We start from the raw sequence: 19,661 nt of genomic DNA, 5'->3' as shown, positions 1-19,661 counted from the left end.
CGCGAAGTCGGGCTGAAAAGCGGCACTCCCAGGGGGCTCTGCGCGCGGCGGCGGGACGGGCCGGCCGCTCGCGGCCCCCCACCGCGCTCGCCGCTGACGCGGTACGTTCGGGGTATGCCGATCCGCGCGGTCCTCTGGGACATCGACGACACGATCTTCGACTACACCAGCGCCGACCGCACCGGTATGCGCCGGCACCTGCGGGCCGAGGGGTTGCCCGACGGGTACGCCTCCATCGAGGAGGCCCTCGTCCGGTGGCGCGAGATCACTGATGTGCAGTGGGCGCGGTTCTCCGCGGGGGAGACGGACTGGGAAGGGCAGCGGCGGGACCGGGTCCGCTCGTTCCTGGGCAGGGATCTGAGCGATGCGGAGGCCGACGGCTGGTTCGCTCGGCACCTCGCGCACTACGAGGCCGCGTGGGCGCTCTTCCCCGACTTCCTGCCGGCGCTGGAGCTGCTCGCGGCCGACTACCGCCATGCGGTGCTCTCCAACTCCTCCACCCACAACCAGGACCGCAAGCTGCGCACCCTCGGCGTGCGGGACCGGTTCGAGGTCCTGCTCTGTGCGGTCGAACTCGGGGTGTCCAAGCCGGACCCGGGAGCGTTCCACGCCGCCTGTGACGCGCTTCACCTGGCGCCGGCCGAGGTGTTGCACGTAGGAGACCATCCGGACATCGACGCGGCCGGTGCGCTCGCGGCCGGGCTCGCGGCGGTCTGGCTCGACCGGGCGGGACTCGGGGGCCGGCCGGAGCTCGTCACGATCAGCGGTCTCGACCAGCTTCCGGCCCTGTTGCGGCGCGATACTCGTTTTGGAGCGCCGTCCACCTTCAGGTAATGTTCTTCCTGCGCCACCCGAGCGGGCCGAAAGATCCGGCCGGGAAGCGCAGACAGAAATGAAGCCCCTAGGGCTTGCGTTTCAGTGGGCTATGGTGTAATTGGCAACACAACGGTTTCTGGTACCGTCATTCTAGGTTCGAGTCCTGGTAGCCCAGCGCAAGACCAGTAGTAACCCATCTTGCAGTACAAGCCCCCGTTGTGTAGCGGCCTAGCACGCTGCCCTCTCACGGCAGTAGCGCCGGTTCGAATCCGGTCGGGGGTACAGATCCTTCCCGCGAGATCATCAGGGTCGCACCCGATGGACTTGATGCAGGATCGCCAGGGCCCCCGTTGTGTAGCGGCCTAGCACGCTGCCCTCTCACGGCAGTAGCGCCGGTTCGAATCCGGTCGGGGGTACTCCACCATGGGCTATGGTGTAATTGGCAACACAACGGTTTCTGGTACCGTCATTCTAGGTTCGAGTCCTGGTAGCCCAGCGCACCATCCACGCACATATTGGTACAAGCCCCCGTTGTGTAGCGGCCTAGCACGCTGCCCTCTCACGGCAGTAGCGCCGGTTCGAATCCGGTCGGGGGTACAGAACAGAGAAGGTCCTTCACATCGGTGAAGGACCTTTTTGCATGCCGGGGGATCCCGTGCGAGCCGGGAAGCCGCGATCAGGCGTTGAGCGGCACCGGATGGATCTCGTCGGCGCTGTGGCCCGCGCGCTCGTGAACGCGCTGCACGGCTTCCGCCGTCGGGCCCTCGGACAGGCAGTACACGGTGCCCGAATCAGGGTCCGCCCATGCCTTCTTGAAGTGCACGCCCTCTTCGCCCTCGATGGCGAGGTCCGCCCGGTGGGCTTCCGTCAACTGGTCGCTCGTGATGCCCTGCATACCGTGGTGCACGTCGATGAACTCGGTCATCGTCCCCACGCCCTTCGCAGTCCGTCCTGGTGCGGGTGCGGAGGCTGCTCCGGCCGAACATGCTGCCGGCCGGGCCACTGATACGACCCGCCGTAATCACCATCCTGCGCCCTGCCGCGGTCTGTCGCACCCGCAGTGGGCGTGAAGCGTATGGCGAGGAGAGCCGCCACGGCGCCGGGGCGGCCTTTGTGGACAAGGGAAGGCGATATCCCGGTCAGCCGGCGCGGCGAAGGGCCTCGGACAGGCGGCCGGCCGCGTCGATGACCGCCTGGGCGTGCATCCGGCCCGGGTGGCGGCTCAGCCGCTCGATCGGTCCGGATACGGAGACGGCCGCGACCACGCGGTTCGAGGGCCCGCGCACCGGTGCGGAGACCGAGGCGACACCCGGTTCGCGCTCACCGATCGACTGGGCCCAGCCCCTGCGTCGCACGCCGGAGAGGGCGGTCGCCGTGAAGCGGGCACCCTGCAGGCCCCGGTGCAGTCGCTCGGGCTCCTCCCAGGCCATCAGGATCTGGGCGGAGGAGCCGGCCTTCATGGTCAGCGTGGAGCCGACCGGCACGGTGTCCCGCAGGCCCGACAGCCGCTCGGCCGCCGCCACACAGATCCGCATGTCGCCCTGGCGCCGGTAGAGCTGGGCGCTCTCACCCGTGACATCGCGCAGATGCGTCAATACCGGTCCTGCCGTGGCCAGCAGTCGGTCCTCGCCCGCCGCGGCGGCGAGTTCCGAAAGCCGCGGGCCGAGAATGAACCGGCCCTGCATGTCCCTCGCCACCAGTCGGTGGTGTTCCAGTGCCACGGCAAGCCGATGTGCCGTGGGTCGTGCGAGCCCGGTCGCCGCGACCAGCCCGGCGAGGGTGGCCGGGCCGGACTCCAGAGCGCTCAGTACCAGAGCTGCCTTGTCGAGAACGCCGACGCCGCTAGAGTTGTCCATGCAACGATACTCGCGTCTCACTCTGTGAAACGCAAGTTCAATTTTCCACGGACCTTGCGACCCTGTAGGGGCGGCCGTACAACGGCCCGCAGTTTTCCGCCCGGTACGGGGGTTCGGACGGGGACGCCCGATGTCTAGTTGGGCCGGCGAAGACGCCGGCCGGAGGGAAAGCGATGGGTAGGACACTCGCGGAGAAGGTCTGGGACGACCATGTCGTCAGGCGCGCCGAAGGCGAGCCGGACCTCCTCTTCATCGATCTGCACCTGCTGCACGAGGTGACCAGCCCGCAGGCTTTCGACGGCCTGCGTCAGAACGGCCGGCCGGTGCGGCGCCTCGACCTCACCATCGCCACCGAGGATCACAACACCCCGACGCTCGACATCGACAAGCCGATCGCGGACCCGGTCTCCCGGGCCCAGCTGGAGACGCTGCGCAAGAACTGCGCGGACTTCGGTGTGCGGCTGCACCCGCTCGGCGACGTGGAGCAGGGCGTCGTGCATGTGGTGGGACCGCAGCTGGGCCTCACCCAGCCGGGCACCACGGTGGTCTGCGGCGACAGCCACACGTCCACCCACGGCGCCTTCGGCGCGCTGGCGTTCGGCATCGGCACCTCACAGGTCGAGCACGTGCTGGCCACCCAGACGCTGACGCTGGACCGCCCCAAGACGATGGCCATCACGGTGGAGGGCGAACTGCCCGACTCCGTCACCGCCAAGGACCTGATCCTGGCGATCATCGCCCGCATCGGTACCGGCGGCGGCCAGGGCTACATCCTGGAGTACCGCGGATCCGCCATCGAGAAGCTGTCGATGGAAGCCCGCATGACCATCTGCAACATGTCGATCGAGGCCGGCGCGCGGGCGGGCATGATCGCTCCGGACCGGACCACCTTCGACTACCTGGAGGGGCGCGACCACGCCCCGAAGGGCGCCGAGTGGGACGCGGCGGTCGAGTACTGGAAGACGCTGCGCACCGACGACGACGCGGTCTTCGACGCCGAGGTGTTCATCGACGGCGCCGAACTGGCCCCGTTCGTCACCTGGGGCACCAACCCGGGCCAGGGCGCGCCGCTCACCGCCAGCGTCCCCGACCCGGCTTCCTACGAAGACGCTTCGGAGCGCCTGGCCGCCGAGAAGGCCCTGGAATACATGGGATTGACGGCCGGGCAGCCGCTGCGTGACATCAAGGTCGACACGGTCTTCGTAGGTTCCTGCACCAACGGCCGTATCGAGGACCTGCGCAACGCGGCCGCCCTGCTGGAGGGCCGCAAAGTTGCCGATGGTGTCCGGATGCTCGTCGTCCCCGGCTCGGTTCGGGTGGCGTTGCAGGCCGTGGCGGAGGGTCTGGACAAGGTCTTCACCGCTGCGGGCGCCGAATGGCGGCACGCGGGGTGCTCGATGTGCCTGGGCATGAACCCCGATCAACTCGCGCCCGGCGAGCGTTCCGCGTCCACGTCCAACCGAAACTTCGAGGGCAGGCAGGGCAAGGGCGGCCGTACCCACCTGGTCTCCCCGCAGGTGGCCGCGGCCACCGCGGTGCTGGGTCATCTCGCCTCGCCGGCCGACCTGTCCGACGTTCCGTCCCTCGTGGAGGCCTGATCACCATGGAAGCTTTCACCAAGCACACCGGCCGAGTCGTTCCGCTGCGCCGTTCCAACGTCGACACCGACCAGATCATCCCGGCGCACTGGCTGAAGAAGGTCACCCGGGACGGCTTCGAGGACGGGCTCTTCGAGGCCTGGCGCAAGGACCCGCAGTTCATCCTCAACCGCCCGGCGCGCAAGGGCGCATCGGTGCTGGTCGCGGGGCCCGACTTCGGTACCGGTTCCTCGCGTGAGCACGCCGTCTGGGCTCTGCAGAACTACGGCTTCAAGACCGTCATCTCGTCCCGGTTCGCCGACATCTTCCGCGGTAACTCGCTGAAGAACGGTCTGCTGACGGTGGTCCTCGACCAGAAGTTCGTGGACGCCATCTGGGAGCTGACCGAGGCCGACCCCACCGCGGAGATCACCGTGGACCTGGAGCAGCGGAAGGTGCTCGCGGAGGGCATCAACGCGGACTTCGACCTCGACGAGAACGCCCGCTGGCGGCTGCTGAACGGTCTGGACGACATCAGTCTCACCCTGCAGAACGAAGCGGACATCACGGCTTACGAGGCGGCCCGCCCCGCCTTCAAGCCGCGTACAATTGACGCCTGAGCAGCGCTTTTTCAGGACTGCGCCCCCTGCCGACCGGCAGGGGGCGCAGTCGCTTGTTGAGCCCCTGTCGGGCGACAACTCGCCCCAGATGGCACAATCGGTGCATGGGAAGCGACAACCAACTCAAGCTCTACGCGGAAGTCGCCGAACAACTGAAACAAGCACACACACGGGTGCGTGAACTGCAAGTCCCGGAGGGCGTAAGGATGGCGCTGTCCCGGAAGCTGTTGGTCATCACGGCCGCGGCGAAGCACGATCTCACCGATGCGGCAACGCGGCTGGATCGGTTGATGAAGGACCTCGACGAGGGTCGATTCCCCGATGGCAACTCCCTTGACGGGTCTCCGTAACGGTTCAGTTCGTTGCGGCACAAGGGTGATTAGACCGTTTCGTGTTTGATTTGCGGTATATATCTGCCTAACGTGCGAAAAAGCCTGAACAGTTTCGTTCTGGCAATGTCTCCGAAGGGGAAGACGTGAACAAGGCGCAGCTCGTAGAGGCCATTGCCGACAAGCTCGGTGGCCGTCAGCAGGCCGCAGACGCGGTGGACGCGGTACTGGACGCACTCGTCCGTGCGGTGGTCGCCGGTGACCGGGTCTCGGTCACCGGCTTCGGTTCGTTCGAGAAGGTCGACCGTCCGGCCCGTTACGCCCGCAACCCGCAGACGGGCGAGCGGGTGCGGGTCAAGAAGACCTCGGTGCCGCGTTTCCGTGCGGGACAGGGCTTCAAGGACCTGGTGAGCGGTTCGAAGAAGCTCCCGAAGAACGATGTGGCCGTGAAGAAGGCTCCCAAGGGCAGCCTCTCCGGACCTCCTCCCACCATCTCCAAGTCCGCGGCCAAGAAGGCGGCGACCAAGAAGGCGGCGGCCAAGAAGACCACGGCGAAGAAGGCCACGCCGGCCAAGACGGCCACTGCGAAGAAGAGCTCGCCCGCCAAGAAGACCACCGCCAAGAAGACCAGCGCCGCTGCGAAGAAGGCCGCACCCGCCAAGAAGACCACGGCCAAGAAGACGGCCCCGGCCAAGAAGGCGCCTGCGAAGAAGACCACAGCGCGCACGACCACCGCCAAGAAGGCCACCGCACGGAAGAAGTGAGCGGCACGGCCACCTACGCGTCGGGCCGGTCTCCCCTGGGGAGCCCGGCCCGCGGTGCGTTGTTCCGAGTGTTCCGTGTTCTGAGCGTTTTCCGGGCTCCGGGTCAGAACGTCTGCAGTGTCACCAGGGTGATCTGCCGGGTATCGCCCTCGCCGGCGATCTCGATCCGTACCCGCTGACCGGGCCGCAGCAGTCGTAGACCCCCCGCATCGAAGGCCGGGGCGTCGAAATCCACCGGGGTGCCGTCGTCGAGCAGCACGCTGCCGCTGCGGGTCTCGGGGTCGTACGTGTACGCGGTCGCCTGCATGTCGGCAGCTTACGGCCTGGCGGGCGGCAGCCGGAGTTCGGCGGCCGCCGGGTACCGCTGGGACGTGTACCGGCCGAGCCCGAGCACGGCAGCGGCCCGCAGATCCTCGCCGGTGTCCACGTCCTGGCGTACCGAAGCGACACCGTCGAGCACCATTTCCACGGCGCCCGACGCGGAATGTCTGGCCCGTGACCGGCCGCCGAAAGCGGGGCGCAATTCCACCCCGGGTCCGGACGCCAGCAAAGTGGTGCCGATTCCGGTGGCGTCCGCCAGGAATGCCCGTGGGAAATCAACTGCCCGCTCGAGCACCCGTCGCAATTCGGCGGGCCGCAGCGCGGGAAGATCCGCATTGAGTGCGGCCACCGGCGCTCCGGGGCGCAGGGCGCGGACCGCGCGGGCACCGTGCGCGAGCGCGCCGTTGAGGCCGGTCGCGGAAATATCCGGCACAATCCGGGCACCCAGTGCCGCCAGTTCCTCCGAGGCGCGTACGTCATTGGTGACTACGGCCACATCGCGGACGACAGAACAAGCCAGTGCCGCCGCCACGGTGTCCTGGGCGAATGCGAGAGCCAGCCCGGGGCGTACACCGTCGTCCGCCGTCGGAGCAAGTCTGCTCTTCGCCAGCGCCAAGGGCTTCAGGGGTACGACCAGGGACCAGTTCGCGTCCCGATCCAAGTTCGCCATCGGCCCTATTGTGGCCCGAGCCCGCGATACCGGCGGGGCCGGGCCGGGCGTACGGTGTTGTCGACAGCGCAGGGGCCTGGGGCCGGACTTGACGTTCGGTAACCGGGCGGCCATGTGGTCCTAGAGGAAGGTGTCCGAGTGTCCCGCCGCAGAATCGGCTTCTGGTACCGCCTGGCGGCGGTCATCGCAAAACCGCCGTTGCTGGTTCTGTTCAAGCGGGACTGGAGCGGAATGGAACACATTCCGGTGGACGGCGGATTTATCACCGCCGTCAACCACAATTCCTATCTGGACATGTTTTCGTACGGACACTTCCAGTACAACACCGGCAAGGTCCCCCGCTTCCTGGCCAAGGCCGCGCTCTTCGACGTGCCGGTCGTCGGGTCGCTGCTGCGCGGGACCGGGCAGATCCCGGTGTATCGCGATTCGTCCAACGCGTTCGGTGCCTTCCGGGCCGCCGTTGACGCGGTCGAGCGCGGTCAATGTGTCGCCTTCTACCCCGAGGGCACCCTGACCCGCGACCCCGGACAGTGGCCGATGACCGCGAAGAGCGGAGTCGCCCGGGCCGCGCTGCTCACCAAGGCCCCGGTGATCCCCGTGGCCCAGTGGGGCGCCAACCTGGCGATGCCGCCGTACGCCAAGGAGAAGAAATTCCGCTTCTTCCCGCGGAAAACCCTTCAGGTCAAGGCGGGGCCACCGGTCGATCTCGCGCGCTTCTACGGCATGGAGCCGGCCCCCGAGGTGCTGCGGGAGGCGACCGCGGTCATCATGGCCGCAGTCACCTCCCTGTTGGAGGAGTTGCGCGAGGAGAAGGCCCCCGCCGAGCCCTACGATCACCGCAAGGCCCGTACGGAAGAGCGGCGCAGGGCCGCAGGGGAGGGCACCAAGTGACGCGAGCAGCCATCTTCGGCAACGGATCCTGGGGCACGGCATTCGCCATGGTCCTCGCCGACGCGGGATGCGAGGTGACCCTCTGGGGCCGCCGCGCCGGGCTCGTGGACACGATCAACACCACCCGTACCAACCCGGACTATCTGCCCGGGACCGTGCTGCCCGCTTCGGTGCGTGCCACCACCGATGCTGCCGAGGCCGCGCGCGACGCCGATTTCACGGTGCTCGCCGTGCCGTCGCAGACAGTGCGGGCCAACCTCGCCGACTGGGCGGAACTGCTGGCGGCCGACACCGTGCTGGTCTCGCTGATGAAGGGCGTCGAACTCGGCACCGCGAAGCGGATGAGCGAGGTGATCGAGGAGGTCGCCAAGGTCCCCGCCGATCGCGTCGCCGTCCTCACCGGGCCCAATCTGGCCAAGGAGATCGCCCGCCGGATGCCGGCCGCGGCCGTGGTCGCCTGCCGGGACGAGGCGGTCGCCCAGCGTCTCCAGGCCGCCTGCCACACCTCGTACTTCCGCCCCTACACCAACACCGACGTGGTCGGCTGCGAACTGGGCGGCGCCGTCAAGAACGTGATCGGGCTCGCCGTCGGCATCGCGGACGGCATGGGCCTCGGCGACAACGCCAAGGGATCACTGATCACCCGTGGTCTGGCCGAAACCACCCGGCTCGGCCTGGCGATGGGGGCGGACCCGCTGACCTTCTCCGGTCTCGCCGGTCTGGGCGACCTGGTCGCCACCTGCTCCTCACCGCTCTCGCGCAACCACACCTTCGGCACGAACCTCGGCCGGGGCATGACTCTCTCGCAGACCATCGCGGCCACCAGCCAGACGGCCGAAGGCGTCAAATCCTGTGAATCGGTGGCCGATCTGGCCCGTCGGCACCAGGTTGAAATGCCCATCACCGAAACCGTCGTGGACATCGTTCACAACGGGAAGGCGCCGGTCGTCGCGCTGAAGGAGCTCATGGCGCGCAGCGCCAAGGCCGAGCGTCGCTGACTGAATTCGTACCAGCAGGTACGCTCAACGCGATATGAGCAGCGAGAACTCCTCCCAGAACCCTGAGCAGCAGCGTCGTAAGCCGCGTGTGGCGGTCGTATTCGGCGGACGCAGCTCCGAACACGCCATCTCGGTGGTCACCGCCGGCGCGATCCTGCGCGCCATCGACCGCGAAAAGTACGACGTGCTGCCCATCGGCATCACCACGGACGGCCGATGGGCGCTGACCGCGGATGATCCGGAGCGGATGGCGATCCAGGAACGCACGCTGCCGACCGTGGCGGGGCTCGCCGAGCGCACCGACGGCACCGTGGTGCTCTCCGTCGATCCCGGCAATCGTGAAGTCGTCTACAGCGAGCCGGGATCGGTGCCCAAGGCGCTGGGCGACGTCGACGTCGTCTTCCCGGTGCTGCACGGTCCCTACGGCGAGGACGGCACGCTGCAGGGGCTCCTCGAACTCTCCGGTGTGCCCTATGTCGGCGCGGGCGTGCTGGCGTCGGCCGTCGGCCAGGACAAGGAGTACATGAAGCGGGTGTTCATCTCCTACGGACTGCCGGTGGGTCCGTACGAGGTGATCCGCCCCCGCGAGTGGAACCGCGACCCGGCGGCAGCGCGTAAACGGATCGTGGACTTCGCCGGCGAGCACGGCTGGCCGCTCTTCATCAAGCCCGCACGTGGCGGCTCCTCGATGGGCATCTCCAAGGTCGACTCGCTCGCGGGTCTCGACGAGGCCGTCGAGGAGGCGCAGCGCCATGATCCGAAGATCCTCGTCGAGTCACTGCTGCACGGCCGGGAGATCGAATGCGGGGTGCTGGAGTTCGACGACGGGCCGCGGGCCAGCGTGCCCGCCGAGATCCCACCGGTCACCTCCTGCGACTTCTACGACTTCGAGGCGAAGTACATCGACGCGGCGAACGGCATGGTGCCGGCGCCGCTGACCCCGGAGCAGACCGCGGAGGTACAGCGCCTGGCGGTGGCCGCGTTCGACGCGACGTCCTGCGAGGGCCTGGTGCGCGCCGACTTCTTCCTCACCGAGGACGGCGGGTTCGTCATCAACGAGATCAACACGATGCCGGGCTTCACCCCGATCTCGATGTATCCACGGATGTGGCAGGAGAGCGGGATCGGCTACCCGGAACTGGTGGACCGGCTGATCCAGGCAGCGCTGAACCGGCCGACGGGGCTGCGCTGAGCGAGCTGCCCTTCACAGGACGGACGGGTCCGTCTTCTTGACGGCGTTCGCGAAGTCGGAGAGCGGGGTGACGTCATGGGCGTACTCCGGGCCCATGGTCACCTCGATGTAGGCCTTGCGATAGGTGGTCGTGAACCGGGTGCCGCTGTCCTGTTGCTCCACCATCCAGTTCACGCCGTTCGCGTCGACCGCCTGCGCGTTCGGGTCGTCCATCTTGTCGGGCCGGGGGACGCCGCAGCGCAGTACGATCGCCGCGTCCCCCCATCCGGCGGTGAGTTCCGACTCGGGCGAGGGATCGCTGCGGGCATGTCCGGCCACGGTCTTCGGCAGTTTCTTGTCGAGCGCCTTGCACACGGCGACCTGGTCCGCGGGCGGCTCGGGAACCGCGACGGAGGCCGCGTCGTCCCCCGATGAGCAGCCCGCGGCGGCCAGCAGCAGCGCGCAGACGGGAACAGGCAGGAACCGGTGGCGGGAGGACTTCACCGGCTCAGCGTAGACGGGTCGGTTCCGGACGGGAGCTACAGGTGCACGACCGGGCAGGTCAGGGTGCGGGTGATGCCCTCCACTTGCTGGATTTTCGCGACCACCATCCGGCCGAGTTCGTCCACGGTGTCGGACTGCGCGCGCACGATCACGTCGTAGGGTCCTGTCACGTCTTCGGCCTGGATGACTCCGGGAATCTTGCCGACGAGTTCGGCGACGGTTGTCGCCTTGCCCACTTCGGTCTGGATAAGGATGTACGCCTGTACCACGGAACCTCCAAGGCGGCCACGAGGATCATGCGGGGACAAGATCATGTGGGGGACGAAGGGACGCCACGGTATCGCGTCGTTCCGCACCACGGGGAGACCCGCGCATCCGGCAGTCGCCGCGTTCGGGGCGTATGAGGAACAGAGTTGACGTACGTATTGACGGTACCTACAGCAGTGATGGCTCGCGACCGCAAGCGCACTGGGGCAGAAGGGGTAACAACCATGAAGGGCACCGTGGGGGAACTCGGCGAGTTCGGGCTGATCAGAGAGCTCACCTCCCGGCTCACCACCACCCCGGCGGTACGACTGGGACCGGGCGACGACGCCGCGGTCGTGGCCGCACCCGACCGGCGGGTGGTGGCGAGTACGGACATCCTGCTCGAGGGCCGGCACTTCCGCCGCGACTGGTCCACGGCATACGACGTGGGCCGCAAGGCCGCGGCCCAGAACCTCGCTGACATCGCGGCCATGGGCGCGGTACCCACCGCGATACTTCTGGGCCTCGTCGTGCCCGCCGAACTCCCGGTCACCTGGCCGGCCGAGCTGATGGACGGGATCCGCGACGAGTGCCAGGTCGCCGGGGCGGCCGTGGTCGGCGGCGACGTCGTACGCGGTGAGACCATCACCGTCTCCATCACCGCACTCGGTGATCTGCGCAACCACGAGCCGGTCACCAGGGCCGGTGCCCAGCCCGGCGATGTCGTCGCCGTCACCGGATGGCTGGGCTGGTCCGCCGCCGGATACGCCGTGCTCTCCCGGGGTTTCCGCTCACCGCGTGCCTTCGTCGAGGCCCACCGCCGCCCCGAACCGCCGTACCACGCCGGCCCCGCGGCCGCCGGGCTCGGCGCCACCGCCATGACCGATGTCAGCGACGGTCTGGTGGCCGACCTCGGTCACATCGCCGAAGCGAGCAAGGTGCGCATCGACCTGCGGGCCGGGCTCATCGACATCCCCACCCAGATGAACGACATCGGGCAGGCGGTCGGCGTCGATCCGCTGCAGTGGGTGCTCACCGGGGGAGAGGACCACGCGATGGTCGCCACCTTCCCTCCCGACGTGAAACTGCCCGCCCGCTGGAAGGTGATCGGCGAGGTGCTCAACCCCTCGGCGCTGCCCCAGGTGACCGTCGACGGAGCGCCGTGGACCAGCAAGGGCGGCTGGGACCACTTCGGGGATGATCCGGCATGACGCCGCCCCTGGTCCTGACCGTGGCGGGCTCCGACTCCGGTGGCGGCGCAGGTATTCAGGCCGACCTCAAGACGATGCTGGCGCTGGGGGTGCACGGAATGAGTGTGCTCACCGCCGTCACCGCGCAGAACTCACTGGGGGTGCACGGGGCGTGGGAGCTGCCTGCCGACGCCGTACGGGCCCAGTACCGTGCCGTCGTCGACGATATCGGTGTGCAGGCCGTGAAGACCGGAATGCTGTCGTCGGCGGAGCTCGTCGAGACCGTCGCCGCCCTGCTCGCCGAGACGGACGCGCCGGTGGTCGTCGACCCGGTGGGCGTCTCCAAGCACGGCGACCCGCTGCTCGCCGCCTCCGCGCTCGACGCCGTACGGACGAAGCTGCTGCCGAGAGCCACCGTCGCGACCCCGAACCTCGACGAAGTCGCCCAGCTGACCGGCGTACAGGTGCGGACCGAGAACGATCTGCCGCAGGCGGCGGCCGCGGTGCTGTCGTACGGACCGCGCTGGGCGCTGATCAAGGGCGGCCACCTGATGGGCGAAGCGGTCGACCTGCTGACCGACGGCACCGAGCAGCACTGGCTGCGCGCTCCCCGGCACGACAACCGTCACACCCATGGCACCGGATGCACCCTGGCCTCCGCGGTGGCCTCCTACCTGGCCCGCGGGCTCGCCGTCCCGGATGCGGTCACCGCGGCCAAGGAGTACGTGACCGGCGCCATCGCTGCGGGCTTCGCGCTGGGCGGCGGCATCGGCCCGGTCGACCACGGCTGGCGCTTCCGTCCCTAGGACGTCCCCAGGACGGTGCCGCCCGTGCATGCGAAGAACCGGGCATGCGAAAAAGCCGGTCCACCGAGGTGGACCGGCTTTTTCAAGGCAACCGCAAGGGGCTGCGCAACGACGAAACGTCCGGCGTTAGCGCGAGACCTTGCCGGCCTTGATGCACGAGGTGCAGACGTTGAGCCGCTTCGGCGTCCGACCGACCACGGCACGCACGCGCTGGATGTTTGGATTCCAGCGACGGGGCGTACGGCGGTGCGAGTGCGAAATGTTGTTGCCGAAGCCCGGCCCCTTGCCGCAGACGTCGCAGTTGGCAGCCACGGGTCACTCCAAAGACTTCAGGTGCACTTACAGTGAAATCCGGCGCGCCGGAATCATTATCTGAAGTGGCGAACCGGGGGAATGGCCCGATTCTCATCGGGCAACCGAAGCAGCATACAACGACTGCTTCGGAGATACGAAACTACCATGCCCACCGCTGCCCCCTTCCCGGCCCTCGGCCCGCGACCCGGGTCTACCCTGCGGTGCAACCCCGCTGCTCAAGGAGGACGCCAGGTGCCGCAGCCCCCCGACGATATCGACGCCGTCGCGGTGCGCACCTGGTGCTCACTGGCACTGGAGGCGCTGGGCAGGGACCGCGAGGCCATCGATGCGATCAACGTCTATCCGGTCGCCGACGGGGACACCGGAACCAACCTCTACCTGACGGTGGAGTCGGCGGCCGCCGCGGTGGAAGCGGTCTTCACCGCGCACGAGACCGTCCCCGGGACCTCGGCCCCGGCGCTCGCCGACGCGGTCCGGGCCATGGCACACGGCGCGCTGATCGGAGCCCGCGGCAATTCGGGCACGATCCTGGCTCAGTTGCTGCGCGGCATGGCCGAGGTGTTCGGCGCCGCTACAGGTGACGATGATCACGCCGAGCTCCTGCGCGAAGCACTTCGCCGGGCAGCCGAATCGGCCTACCGGGCGGTCGCCCACCCCGTGGAGGGAACCGTGCTCACGGTGGCCACGGCGGCGGCGGACGCCGCCGCGGCAGAACCGGGACCGGGCAGCACGGCCGTCGCGCGCGCGGCGTACGCAGGGGCCTGCACGGCGCTGGACGCGACCCCGGGGCAGCTGGCCGTACTCGGTCGCGCCGGGGTGGTCGACGCCGGCGGGCGCGGTCTGGTCGACGTCCTCGCCGCGCTGGTCGGCGCGCTCTCCGGGGAGGTGCCCGCGGCCGTCGGACGGCGTGCCGCCCCCGCGCTGCCGCCGCACTTCACCGACGACTGCCCGGCCGGCGGCGGCCCCGCTTTCGAGGTGATCTACCTCCTGGAGGCGGACGAGGATGCGGTGGCCCGGCTGCGTGCCCGGCTCGACGGGCTCGGGGACTCGCTGGTGGTTGTCGGCGGCGACGGCCTGTGGAACGTCCATGTGCATGTGGACGACGCCGGTGCGGCCGTCGAGGCAGGCCTCGAAGCGGGGCGCCCGCACCGTATCCGGATCACCCACTTCGGGCCGGCGACGCTGCCCCCGGAGCAGGCACAGCGCGCGGTGGTCGCCGTGGTCCCCGGTGAAGGCCTCGCGGGCCTCTGTGCGGAGGCCGGCGCGACGACGGTGCTCGCACGCCCGGGTGAGCTGCCGGCCAGCGGCGAACTGGTCGACGCGATCAGGCGGGCGCACGCCCGGGAGGTGGTGCTGCTCCCCAACGACGCCGAGCTCCGGCACACGGCAGCGGCCGCGGCCGAGCAGGCCAGAGCGGAAGGCGTACGGGTCGCGCTGATCCCCACCCGGTCCGCCGTCCAGGGCATCGCGGCGCTGGCCGTGCACGAACCGGAGCGCCGCTTCGACGAGGACGTGGTCGCGATGACGGCGGCCGCGGGCGCCACCCGCTACGGCGAACTCACGGCGGCCGAGCGGCAGTCCTGGACGACCGCCGGCGTCTGCCAGGCGGGCGATGTGCTCGGCCTGATCGACGGCGACGTGGCGGTGATCGGTACGGACCTGGCCGGCACGGCGGAGACGGTGCTCCAGCGGATGCTGGCGGCCGGAGGCGAACTGGTCACCCTGGTACTGGGGGACGCCGCGCCCTCGACGCTCGCCGACCGGCTGGAGAGGTTCGTCAGGGAGGGGCATCTGGCCGTGGACACGGTGGTCTATCGCGGCGGCAGCCAGGCGGCGCCGCTGCTGATCGGCGTCGAGTAGCTCCGCCCCGGACAGAGAATCGCCCCGCTGAAGAAACCATGCTGTCGGACCCATGGTGTGCAATGGATCCGTGCCCGCTCTTGACGCATCCCTGAAGAACACGCTCGGCGCCCCCACCGCCAAGGTGCTGGCCGAGCAGCTCGACCTGCACACCGTCGGCGACCTGCTGCACCACTACCCCCGCAGATATGCCGAGCGGGGCGAGCTGACGCCCCTCGCCGAACTGCCGCTGGACGAGCACGTCACGGTCTTCGCCCGGGTGGCCGACGCCCGTGTCCTGACGTTCAACCAGGGCCGCGGCAAACGCCTCGAGGTCAACATCACCGACGGCAGCGGCCGGCTGCAGCTGGTGTTCTTCGGCAAGGGCATCCACAAACCGCACAAGGACCTGCTGCCCGGCCGCCGCGCGATGTTCGCCGGCAAGGTGTCCAGGTTCAACCAGAAGCTGCAGCTGGCCCACCCGACGTACGAGTTGCTGGACGACGACACCGACGCGGGGACCGTCGAGGCCTGGGCGAACGAGCTGATCCCGGTCTACCCCGCCTGCAAGGGGCTGGAGTCCTGGAAGATCGCCAAGGCGGTCGACGCGGTACTGCCGAGCGCCCCGGAGGCCGCCGATCCGCTGCCCCCCGCGCTGCGGGAGGGCCGTGGGCTGACCACGCTGCCCGACGCGCTGCGGAAGGTGCACCGCCCGCAGACCAAGGCGGACATCCGGACGGCGCGGGACCGGCTGAAATGGGACGAGGCGTTCGTCCTGCAGGTCGCCCTCGCCAGGCGGCGGCACGCGGAGACCCAACTCCCCGCGGTGGCAAGGAAACCCGTGCCGGGCGGGTTGCTCGACGCCTTCGACGCCACCCTGCCGTTCACCCTCACCGAGGGCCAGCAGAAGGTCTCCAGGGAGATCTTCGACGAGTTGGCGACCGAGCATCCGATGCACCGGCTGCTCCAGGGCGAGGTGGGCAGCGGTAAGACGCTGGTCGCACTGCGGGCCATGCTGGCGGTCGTCGACGCCGGCGGTCAGGGGGCGATGCTCGCGCCCACCGAGGTGCTCGCCCAGCAGCACCACCGGTCCATCACCGAGATGATGGGCGAGCTCGCCGAGGGCGGCATGATCGGCGGCTCGGAGCTGGGCACCAAGGTGGTCCTGCTCACCGGTTCCATGGGGGTCGCCGCCCGCCGCAGAGCGTTGCTGGACCTGGCCACCGGCGAGGCCGGTCTGGTGATCGGCACCCACGCGCTGATCGAGGACAAGGTGCAGTTCCACGACCTGGGCCTGGTCGTCGTCGACGAGCAGCACCGGTTCGGCGTGGAGCAGCGCGACGCCCTGCGCGGCAAGGGCAAGCAGCCCCCGCATCTGCTGGTCATGACCGCGACCCCCATCCCGCGTACGGTCGCGATGACCGTCTTCGGCGATCTGGAGACCTCGGTCCTGGACCAGCTCCCCGCCGGCCGCTCGCCGATCGCCACCCATGTCGTACCGGCCCGGGACAAGCCGCATTTCCTGTCCCGGGCGTGGGAGCGAGTGCGGGAGGAGGTCGGCCAGGGCCACCAGGCGTACGTCGTGTGCCCGCGCATCGGGGACGGCGAGGACGAGCCGAAGAAGAAGCAGGCGGAGGAGGCGGACAAGCGGCCGCCGCTCGCCGTGGTGGAGATCACCGAGCAGCTCACCAGAGGTCCGCTGACCGGGCTCCGCGTCGAGATGCTGCACGGCCGGATGGCGCCCGACGACAAGGACGCGGTGATGCGCCGCTTCTCGGCGGGCGAAGTGGACGTTCTGGTCGCGACGACGGTCATCGAGGTGGGGGTCAACGTGCCCAATGCGACCGTCATGGTGATCATGGACGCTGACCGGTTCGGCGTATCGCAGCTGCACCAGCTGCGCGGCCGGGTGGGCCGTGGTTCGGCGCCCGGTCTCTGCCTGCTGGTCAGCGAGGCCCACGAGGCCGGTCCGGCACGAGCCAGACTCGGCGCGGTGGCCGACACGCTGGACGGCTTCGAGCTCTCCCGTATCGACCTCGAACAGCGGCGGGAGGGCGACGTGCTGGGCCAGGCCCAGTCCGGTGTGCGGTCGTCACTGCGGATGCTCGCCGTCATCGACGACGAGGAGGTCATCGCGGCCGCCCGCGAGGAGGCCGCCGCGGTCGTCGCGGCGGACCCCGGGCTCACGCACCTGCCCGAGCTGCGGATCGCGCTGGACGCCTTGCTGGACCAGGAGCGCGAGCAGTATCTCGACAAGGGCTGAGAGACTGAGCGGGACAGACCCGATCGCACAGCGCTGCGAATCGCTCAGCTCACCGAGAAGGATCGAGATGACCCGCGTGATCGCCGGCACGGCAGGCGGACGGCGTCTGGCCGTCCCGCCGGGCAACGGCACCCGCCCCACGTCCGACCGTGCGCGCGAGGGGCTCTTCTCGACCTGGGAGTCACTCCTCGGGACACTTCGCGGGACCAGGATCGCCGACCTGTACGCGGGGTCCGGCGCCGTCGGCCTGGAGGCGCTGTCCCGCGGTTCGGTGCACGCTCTGCTGGTCGAGGCGGACGGCCGGGCCGCCGCCACGGTCCGTGCCAACGTGCGCACGCTCGGTCTCCCCGGGGCGGAAGTGCGGACCGGCAAAGCGGAACAGATCGTGACGGGCCCCCCGCCGGCCGAGCCGTACGACGTGGTTTTCCTTGACCCGCCCTACGCCGTCACTCAGGAAGATCTCTGCGAGATCCTGCTCACACTCCGCGCCCAGGGGTGGCTGGCGGACGATGCCGTCGCCACGGTGGAACGGAGCACGAGAAGCGGAGAATTCAAGTGGCCCAAGGGTTTTGAGCCTTTGCGGGCCCGTCGTTATGGCGAGGGCACGCTTTGGTACGGTCGCGCCGCCTCTACGTGCGAAGACGCACGATGACCGGACCCGGGAGCGAGGGACTTCAGTTGCGCCGCGCCGTATGTCCGGGGTCATTCGACCCCATCACCAATGGCCATCTCGACATCATCGGCAGGGCGTCGAAGCTGTACGACGTCGTACATGTGGCCGTGATGATCAACCAGTCGAAGCGGGGCCTGTTCTCCGTCGAGGAGCGGATCGACCTGATCCGTCAGGTCACCGCCGATTTCGGAAATGTCGAGGTCGAGTCCTTCCACGGCCTGCTCGTCGACTTCTGCAAGCAGCGCGACATCCCGGCCATCGTGAAGGGCCTGCGGGCGGTCAGCGACTTCGACTACGAGCTGCAGATGGCCCAGATGAACAATGGTCTCTCGGGGGTCGAGACACTGTTCGTACCGACCAATCCGACCTACAGCTTTCTCTCCTCGAGCCTGGTCAAGGAGGTCGCGACCTGGGGCGGAGACGTTGCGCATCTGCTGCCGCCGGTGGTCCACACCGCGTTGACGCAGCGGCTCGGCGAGAAGTGACGAACTGACAGGCCGTCACCAGGTGTCGGGCGGGCGCCGACTGGCCGTACAGTCGTCCCCGTCCGTCTCCAGGCCGGAAGAACAGGTGGCGAGCTCACGGTGGACGTGCAGAAGAAGATCGACGAGATCGTCGACACGGTCGGCAGTGCCAGGTCCATGCCCATGTCGGCCTCCTGCGTGGTCAACCGCGCCGTGTTGCTGGCGATGCTCGAAGACGTGCGGCAGGCCCTGCCGGGATCGCTGGCCCAGGCCCAGGAACTGATCGGCGGCCGTGAGCAGCTGGTCGAGGAGGCCCGGGCCGAGGCCGAGCGGATCATCGAGGCCGCTCACGCCCAGCGCGGTTCCCTGATCTCCGACACCGAGGTCGCCCGGCAGTCCCAGGACGAGGCGGACCGGCTGCTCGCCGAAGCCCGCCGGGAAGCCGACGAGATCCGCGCCGAGGCGGACGACTACGTCGACTCGAAGCTGGCGAACTTCGAGGTCGTCCTCACCAAGACCATCGGATCCGTCGACCGCGGCCGCGAAAAGCTGCTCGGCCGTGGCCCCGGTCTGGACGACCAGGGATACGAGGACCCCGAGGCGCCGGAGCGGAGCCATGACCCGGAGACACTGCGGGTCCGGGCCGACGAATACGTCGACACCAAACTGGGCGCCTTCGAGGCCGTGCTGGCCAAGACGCTGGAAGCGGTCGGGCGCGGCAGGCAGAAGCTGCACGGCCGGGTGGCCACGGACGATCTCGGCGTGCACATGGCCGAGCAGGACGAGCTGGGACGGCAGCACAGCAGCGACGCCGACTTCCTCGCGGATCTGGCCGAGCCGCAGGGGCCGGTGCCGGGTCGCTCGCAGGTGCCGATGCCGGCCCCGATGGCGCAGGCCGCGATGCAGCCCGACGCCGTCCAGCAAGAGGCCATGCAGCAGCCCGGGGTTCCGGCCCAGCAGGGTTACGACCCGTACGGCTATCAGCAGCCCCAGCAGCAGGATCCGTACGGCTACCAGGATCCGTACGCCTATCAGCAGGACCCCTACGCGTATCAGCAGCCGCTGGACGCCTACGGGTACCAGCCGCAGCCCGATCAGTTCCAGCAGCAGGCACAGCAACAGCAGACACAGCAACAGCAGCAGCCCCAGCAGAGTGCCCTCGATGAGACGAGTCTCTTCGACACCAGCATGATCAACCTCGATCAGCTGCGTGCATACGAACAGGGCCGCTAGCGGACCGCGTCGCGGTCCGGGCGCCGCAGGGCCGGCGGAGCGCCGAAGGGGCCGATTGGGTCTACGGCGGCCGGTCCAGTATCCTGGCTGTTCGGTCGCTGTACAGCCGCGATCA

Annotated in this window: 22 protein-coding genes and 5 tRNA genes; 20 read left to right on the top strand and 7 right to left on the bottom strand. The window is 69.1% G+C overall.

The annotated features are described in order from the left end of the window. The first annotated feature begins 114 nt into the window (after positions 1 to 114). The 6 genes from AB0M87_RS00710 (at position 115) to AB0M87_RS00685 (ending at position 1,413) form a co-directional block, all read left to right on the top strand. Positions 115 to 834: an HAD family hydrolase gene (locus tag AB0M87_RS00710; protein ID WP_365848993.1), complete on the top strand. Its 720-nt coding sequence runs from the start codon at positions 115 to 117 to the stop codon at positions 832 to 834. Positions 835 to 919: 85 nt separating this feature from the next. Continuing rightward, positions 920 to 991, top strand: a tRNA-Gln gene (locus AB0M87_RS00705). A 34-nt stretch (positions 992 to 1,025) separates the two neighbouring features. After that, positions 1,026 to 1,098 (top strand) — tRNA-Glu (locus AB0M87_RS00700). A gap of 61 nt (positions 1,099 to 1,159) precedes the next feature. Continuing rightward, positions 1,160 to 1,232 (top strand) — tRNA-Glu (locus AB0M87_RS00695). Positions 1,233 to 1,240: 8 nt separating this feature from the next. Then, a tRNA-Gln gene (locus AB0M87_RS00690) sits at positions 1,241 to 1,312 on the top strand. 28 nt (positions 1,313 to 1,340) lie between these two features. Continuing rightward, a tRNA-Glu gene (locus AB0M87_RS00685) sits at positions 1,341 to 1,413 on the top strand. A gap of 79 nt (positions 1,414 to 1,492) precedes the next feature. On the opposite strand, the gene AB0M87_RS00680 is transcribed toward AB0M87_RS00685, so the two are convergent. Both AB0M87_RS00680 and ndgR read right to left on the bottom strand, forming a co-directional pair. Further along, complete coding sequence (locus AB0M87_RS00680) at positions 1,493 to 1,741, bottom strand: SCO4226 family nickel-binding protein (protein WP_365848992.1); 249 nt, start codon at positions 1,739 to 1,741, stop codon at positions 1,493 to 1,495. Between the two features lie 214 nt (positions 1,742 to 1,955). Beyond that, positions 1,956 to 2,672 carry an IclR family transcriptional regulator NdgR gene (gene ndgR, locus AB0M87_RS00675; RefSeq protein WP_365848990.1) on the bottom strand — a complete coding sequence of 239 codons (717 nt, stop codon included), beginning with the start codon at positions 2,670 to 2,672 and terminating at the stop codon, positions 1,956 to 1,958. Positions 2,673 to 2,845: 173 nt separating this feature from the next. On the opposite strand from ndgR, the gene leuC reads away from it, so the two are divergent. The 4 genes from leuC to AB0M87_RS00655 all read left to right on the top strand — a co-directional run bounded on the left by leuC (position 2,846) and on the right by AB0M87_RS00655 (position 5,962). Then, on the top strand, positions 2,846 to 4,270 hold the full coding sequence (gene leuC / locus AB0M87_RS00670; protein WP_365848989.1) for a 3-isopropylmalate dehydratase large subunit: 1,425 nt from the start codon (positions 2,846 to 2,848) through the stop codon (positions 4,268 to 4,270). 5 nt (positions 4,271 to 4,275) lie between these two features. Then, positions 4,276 to 4,869, top strand: a complete 594-nt coding sequence (leuD, locus tag AB0M87_RS00665; protein ID WP_365848987.1) for a 3-isopropylmalate dehydratase small subunit — start codon at positions 4,276 to 4,278, stop codon at positions 4,867 to 4,869. Between the two features lie 104 nt (positions 4,870 to 4,973). Next, on the top strand, positions 4,974 to 5,219 hold the full coding sequence (locus AB0M87_RS00660; protein ID WP_365848986.1) for a hypothetical protein: 246 nt from the start codon (positions 4,974 to 4,976) through the stop codon (positions 5,217 to 5,219). 125 nt (positions 5,220 to 5,344) lie between these two features. Next, positions 5,345 to 5,962, top strand: a complete 618-nt coding sequence (locus tag AB0M87_RS00655; protein WP_365848985.1) for an HU family DNA-binding protein — start codon at positions 5,345 to 5,347, stop codon at positions 5,960 to 5,962. Between the two features lie 103 nt (positions 5,963 to 6,065). On the opposite strand, the gene AB0M87_RS00650 is transcribed toward AB0M87_RS00655, so the two are convergent. Beyond that, on the bottom strand, positions 6,066 to 6,269 hold the full coding sequence (locus tag AB0M87_RS00650) for a hypothetical protein (RefSeq protein ID WP_365848984.1): 204 nt from the start codon (positions 6,267 to 6,269) through the stop codon (positions 6,066 to 6,068). 9 nt (positions 6,270 to 6,278) lie between these two features. After that, positions 6,279 to 6,953, bottom strand: a complete 675-nt coding sequence (gene cofC, locus AB0M87_RS00645) for a 2-phospho-L-lactate guanylyltransferase (RefSeq protein ID WP_365848983.1) — start codon at positions 6,951 to 6,953, stop codon at positions 6,279 to 6,281. Positions 6,954 to 7,091: 138 nt separating this feature from the next. Here cofC and AB0M87_RS00640 point away from each other — a divergent pair, with 138 nt between their 5' ends. From AB0M87_RS00640 to AB0M87_RS00630, 3 genes are read left to right on the top strand one after another with little or no spacing between them, the layout of a single operon-like run. After that, entirely contained in the window at positions 7,092 to 7,844 is a 753-nt protein-coding gene (locus tag AB0M87_RS00640) for a lysophospholipid acyltransferase family protein (RefSeq protein ID WP_365848981.1), read from the top strand. Next, the gene (locus tag AB0M87_RS00635) at positions 7,841 to 8,842 is read left to right on the top strand and encodes an NAD(P)H-dependent glycerol-3-phosphate dehydrogenase (protein WP_365848980.1); all 1,002 of its coding nucleotides are present in this window, start codon (positions 7,841 to 7,843) and stop codon (positions 8,840 to 8,842) included. The genes AB0M87_RS00640 and AB0M87_RS00635 overlap by 4 nt, the downstream gene beginning before the upstream one ends. A 34-nt stretch (positions 8,843 to 8,876) precedes the next feature. Beyond that, positions 8,877 to 10,034: a D-alanine--D-alanine ligase family protein gene (locus tag AB0M87_RS00630; RefSeq protein ID WP_365848978.1), complete on the top strand. Its 1,158-nt coding sequence runs from the start codon at positions 8,877 to 8,879 to the stop codon at positions 10,032 to 10,034. Between the two features lie 12 nt (positions 10,035 to 10,046). On the opposite strand, the gene AB0M87_RS00625 is transcribed toward AB0M87_RS00630, so the two are convergent. Together AB0M87_RS00625 and AB0M87_RS00620 are read right to left on the bottom strand one after the other, a co-directional pair. Then, positions 10,047 to 10,517, bottom strand: a complete 471-nt coding sequence (locus AB0M87_RS00625; RefSeq protein ID WP_365848977.1) for a DUF3515 domain-containing protein — start codon at positions 10,515 to 10,517, stop codon at positions 10,047 to 10,049. 35 nt (positions 10,518 to 10,552) lie between these two features. Further along, positions 10,553 to 10,786: an Lrp/AsnC ligand binding domain-containing protein gene (locus tag AB0M87_RS00620; protein WP_365848975.1), complete on the bottom strand. Its 234-nt coding sequence runs from the start codon at positions 10,784 to 10,786 to the stop codon at positions 10,553 to 10,555. A gap of 222 nt (positions 10,787 to 11,008) precedes the next feature. On the opposite strand from AB0M87_RS00620, the gene AB0M87_RS00615 reads away from it, so the two are divergent. Beyond that, on the top strand, positions 11,009 to 11,974 hold the full coding sequence (locus AB0M87_RS00615; RefSeq protein WP_365848973.1) for a thiamine-phosphate kinase: 966 nt from the start codon (positions 11,009 to 11,011) through the stop codon (positions 11,972 to 11,974). Further along, positions 11,971 to 12,759 (top strand): bifunctional hydroxymethylpyrimidine kinase/phosphomethylpyrimidine kinase, encoded by a 789-nt coding sequence (thiD, locus tag AB0M87_RS00610; RefSeq protein ID WP_365848972.1) that lies wholly within the window; start codon positions 11,971 to 11,973, stop codon positions 12,757 to 12,759. Before AB0M87_RS00615 ends, thiD begins: the two co-directional genes overlap by 4 nt. Before the next feature lie 126 nt (positions 12,760 to 12,885). Here the strand turns inward: thiD and rpmB are convergent, their stop codons facing one another. Beyond that, positions 12,886 to 13,071 carry a 50S ribosomal protein L28 gene (gene rpmB / locus AB0M87_RS00605; protein WP_015036441.1) on the bottom strand — a complete coding sequence of 62 codons (186 nt, stop codon included), beginning with the start codon at positions 13,069 to 13,071 and terminating at the stop codon, positions 12,886 to 12,888. A 234-nt stretch (positions 13,072 to 13,305) separates the two neighbouring features. On the opposite strand from rpmB, the gene AB0M87_RS00600 reads away from it, so the two are divergent. The 5 genes from AB0M87_RS00600 to AB0M87_RS00580 all read left to right on the top strand — a co-directional run bounded on the left by AB0M87_RS00600 (position 13,306) and on the right by AB0M87_RS00580 (position 19,546). Further along, positions 13,306 to 14,934 (top strand): DAK2 domain-containing protein, encoded by a 1,629-nt coding sequence (locus AB0M87_RS00600; RefSeq protein ID WP_365848971.1) that lies wholly within the window; start codon positions 13,306 to 13,308, stop codon positions 14,932 to 14,934. 70 nt (positions 14,935 to 15,004) lie between these two features. Continuing rightward, complete coding sequence (gene recG, locus AB0M87_RS00595) at positions 15,005 to 17,176, top strand: ATP-dependent DNA helicase RecG (RefSeq protein ID WP_365848969.1); 2,172 nt, start codon at positions 15,005 to 15,007, stop codon at positions 17,174 to 17,176. Positions 17,177 to 17,243: 67 nt separating this feature from the next. Next, a complete protein-coding gene (gene rsmD, locus AB0M87_RS00590) occupies positions 17,244 to 17,828 on the top strand; it encodes a 16S rRNA (guanine(966)-N(2))-methyltransferase RsmD (RefSeq protein ID WP_365848967.1) in 585 nt (194 codons plus the stop codon). Between the two features lie 26 nt (positions 17,829 to 17,854). Further along, the gene (gene coaD / locus AB0M87_RS00585) at positions 17,855 to 18,334 is read left to right on the top strand and encodes a pantetheine-phosphate adenylyltransferase (RefSeq protein WP_365849837.1); all 480 of its coding nucleotides are present in this window, start codon (positions 17,855 to 17,857) and stop codon (positions 18,332 to 18,334) included. A 99-nt stretch (positions 18,335 to 18,433) separates the two neighbouring features. Beyond that, the gene (locus tag AB0M87_RS00580) at positions 18,434 to 19,546 is read left to right on the top strand and encodes a cell division initiation protein (RefSeq protein WP_365848965.1); all 1,113 of its coding nucleotides are present in this window, start codon (positions 18,434 to 18,436) and stop codon (positions 19,544 to 19,546) included. Positions 19,547 to 19,661 lie beyond the last annotated feature (115 nt).

Origin of the sequence: Streptomyces sp. NPDC051320, from assembly GCF_040682175.1 — a bacterium.
Taxonomy (GTDB): domain Bacteria; phylum Actinomycetota; class Actinomycetes; order Streptomycetales; family Streptomycetaceae; genus Streptomyces.
Note: the sequence above shows the minus strand (reverse complement) of the source record. Positions and strands in the feature narration are given on the sequence as shown.

Excerpts from the sequence above, each read along its gene's own strand:
- leuC (WP_365848989.1), top strand. The coding sequence starts at position 2,846 with ATGGGTAGGACACTCGCGGAGAAGGTCTGGGACGACCATGTCGTCAGG.
- cofC (WP_365848983.1), bottom strand. The coding sequence starts at position 6,953 with ATGGCGAACTTGGATCGGGACGCGAACTGGTCCCTGGTCGTACCCCTG.
- ndgR (WP_365848990.1), bottom strand. The coding sequence starts at position 2,672 with ATGGACAACTCTAGCGGCGTCGGCGTTCTCGACAAGGCAGCTCTGGTA.
- leuD (WP_365848987.1), top strand. The coding sequence starts at position 4,276 with ATGGAAGCTTTCACCAAGCACACCGGCCGAGTCGTTCCGCTGCGCCGT.
- rsmD (WP_365848967.1), top strand. The coding sequence starts at position 17,244 with ATGACCCGCGTGATCGCCGGCACGGCAGGCGGACGGCGTCTGGCCGTC.
- AB0M87_RS00660 (WP_365848986.1), top strand. The coding sequence starts at position 4,974 with ATGGGAAGCGACAACCAACTCAAGCTCTACGCGGAAGTCGCCGAACAA.
- AB0M87_RS00630 (WP_365848978.1), top strand. The coding sequence starts at position 8,877 with ATGAGCAGCGAGAACTCCTCCCAGAACCCTGAGCAGCAGCGTCGTAAG.
- AB0M87_RS00680 (WP_365848992.1), bottom strand. The coding sequence starts at position 1,741 with ATGACCGAGTTCATCGACGTGCACCACGGTATGCAGGGCATCACGAGC.
- thiD (WP_365848972.1), top strand. The coding sequence starts at position 11,971 with ATGACGCCGCCCCTGGTCCTGACCGTGGCGGGCTCCGACTCCGGTGGC.
- AB0M87_RS00650 (WP_365848984.1), bottom strand. The coding sequence starts at position 6,269 with ATGCAGGCGACCGCGTACACGTACGACCCCGAGACCCGCAGCGGCAGC.
- AB0M87_RS00615 (WP_365848973.1), top strand. The coding sequence starts at position 11,009 with ATGAAGGGCACCGTGGGGGAACTCGGCGAGTTCGGGCTGATCAGAGAG.
- AB0M87_RS00710 (WP_365848993.1), top strand. The coding sequence starts at position 115 with ATGCCGATCCGCGCGGTCCTCTGGGACATCGACGACACGATCTTCGAC.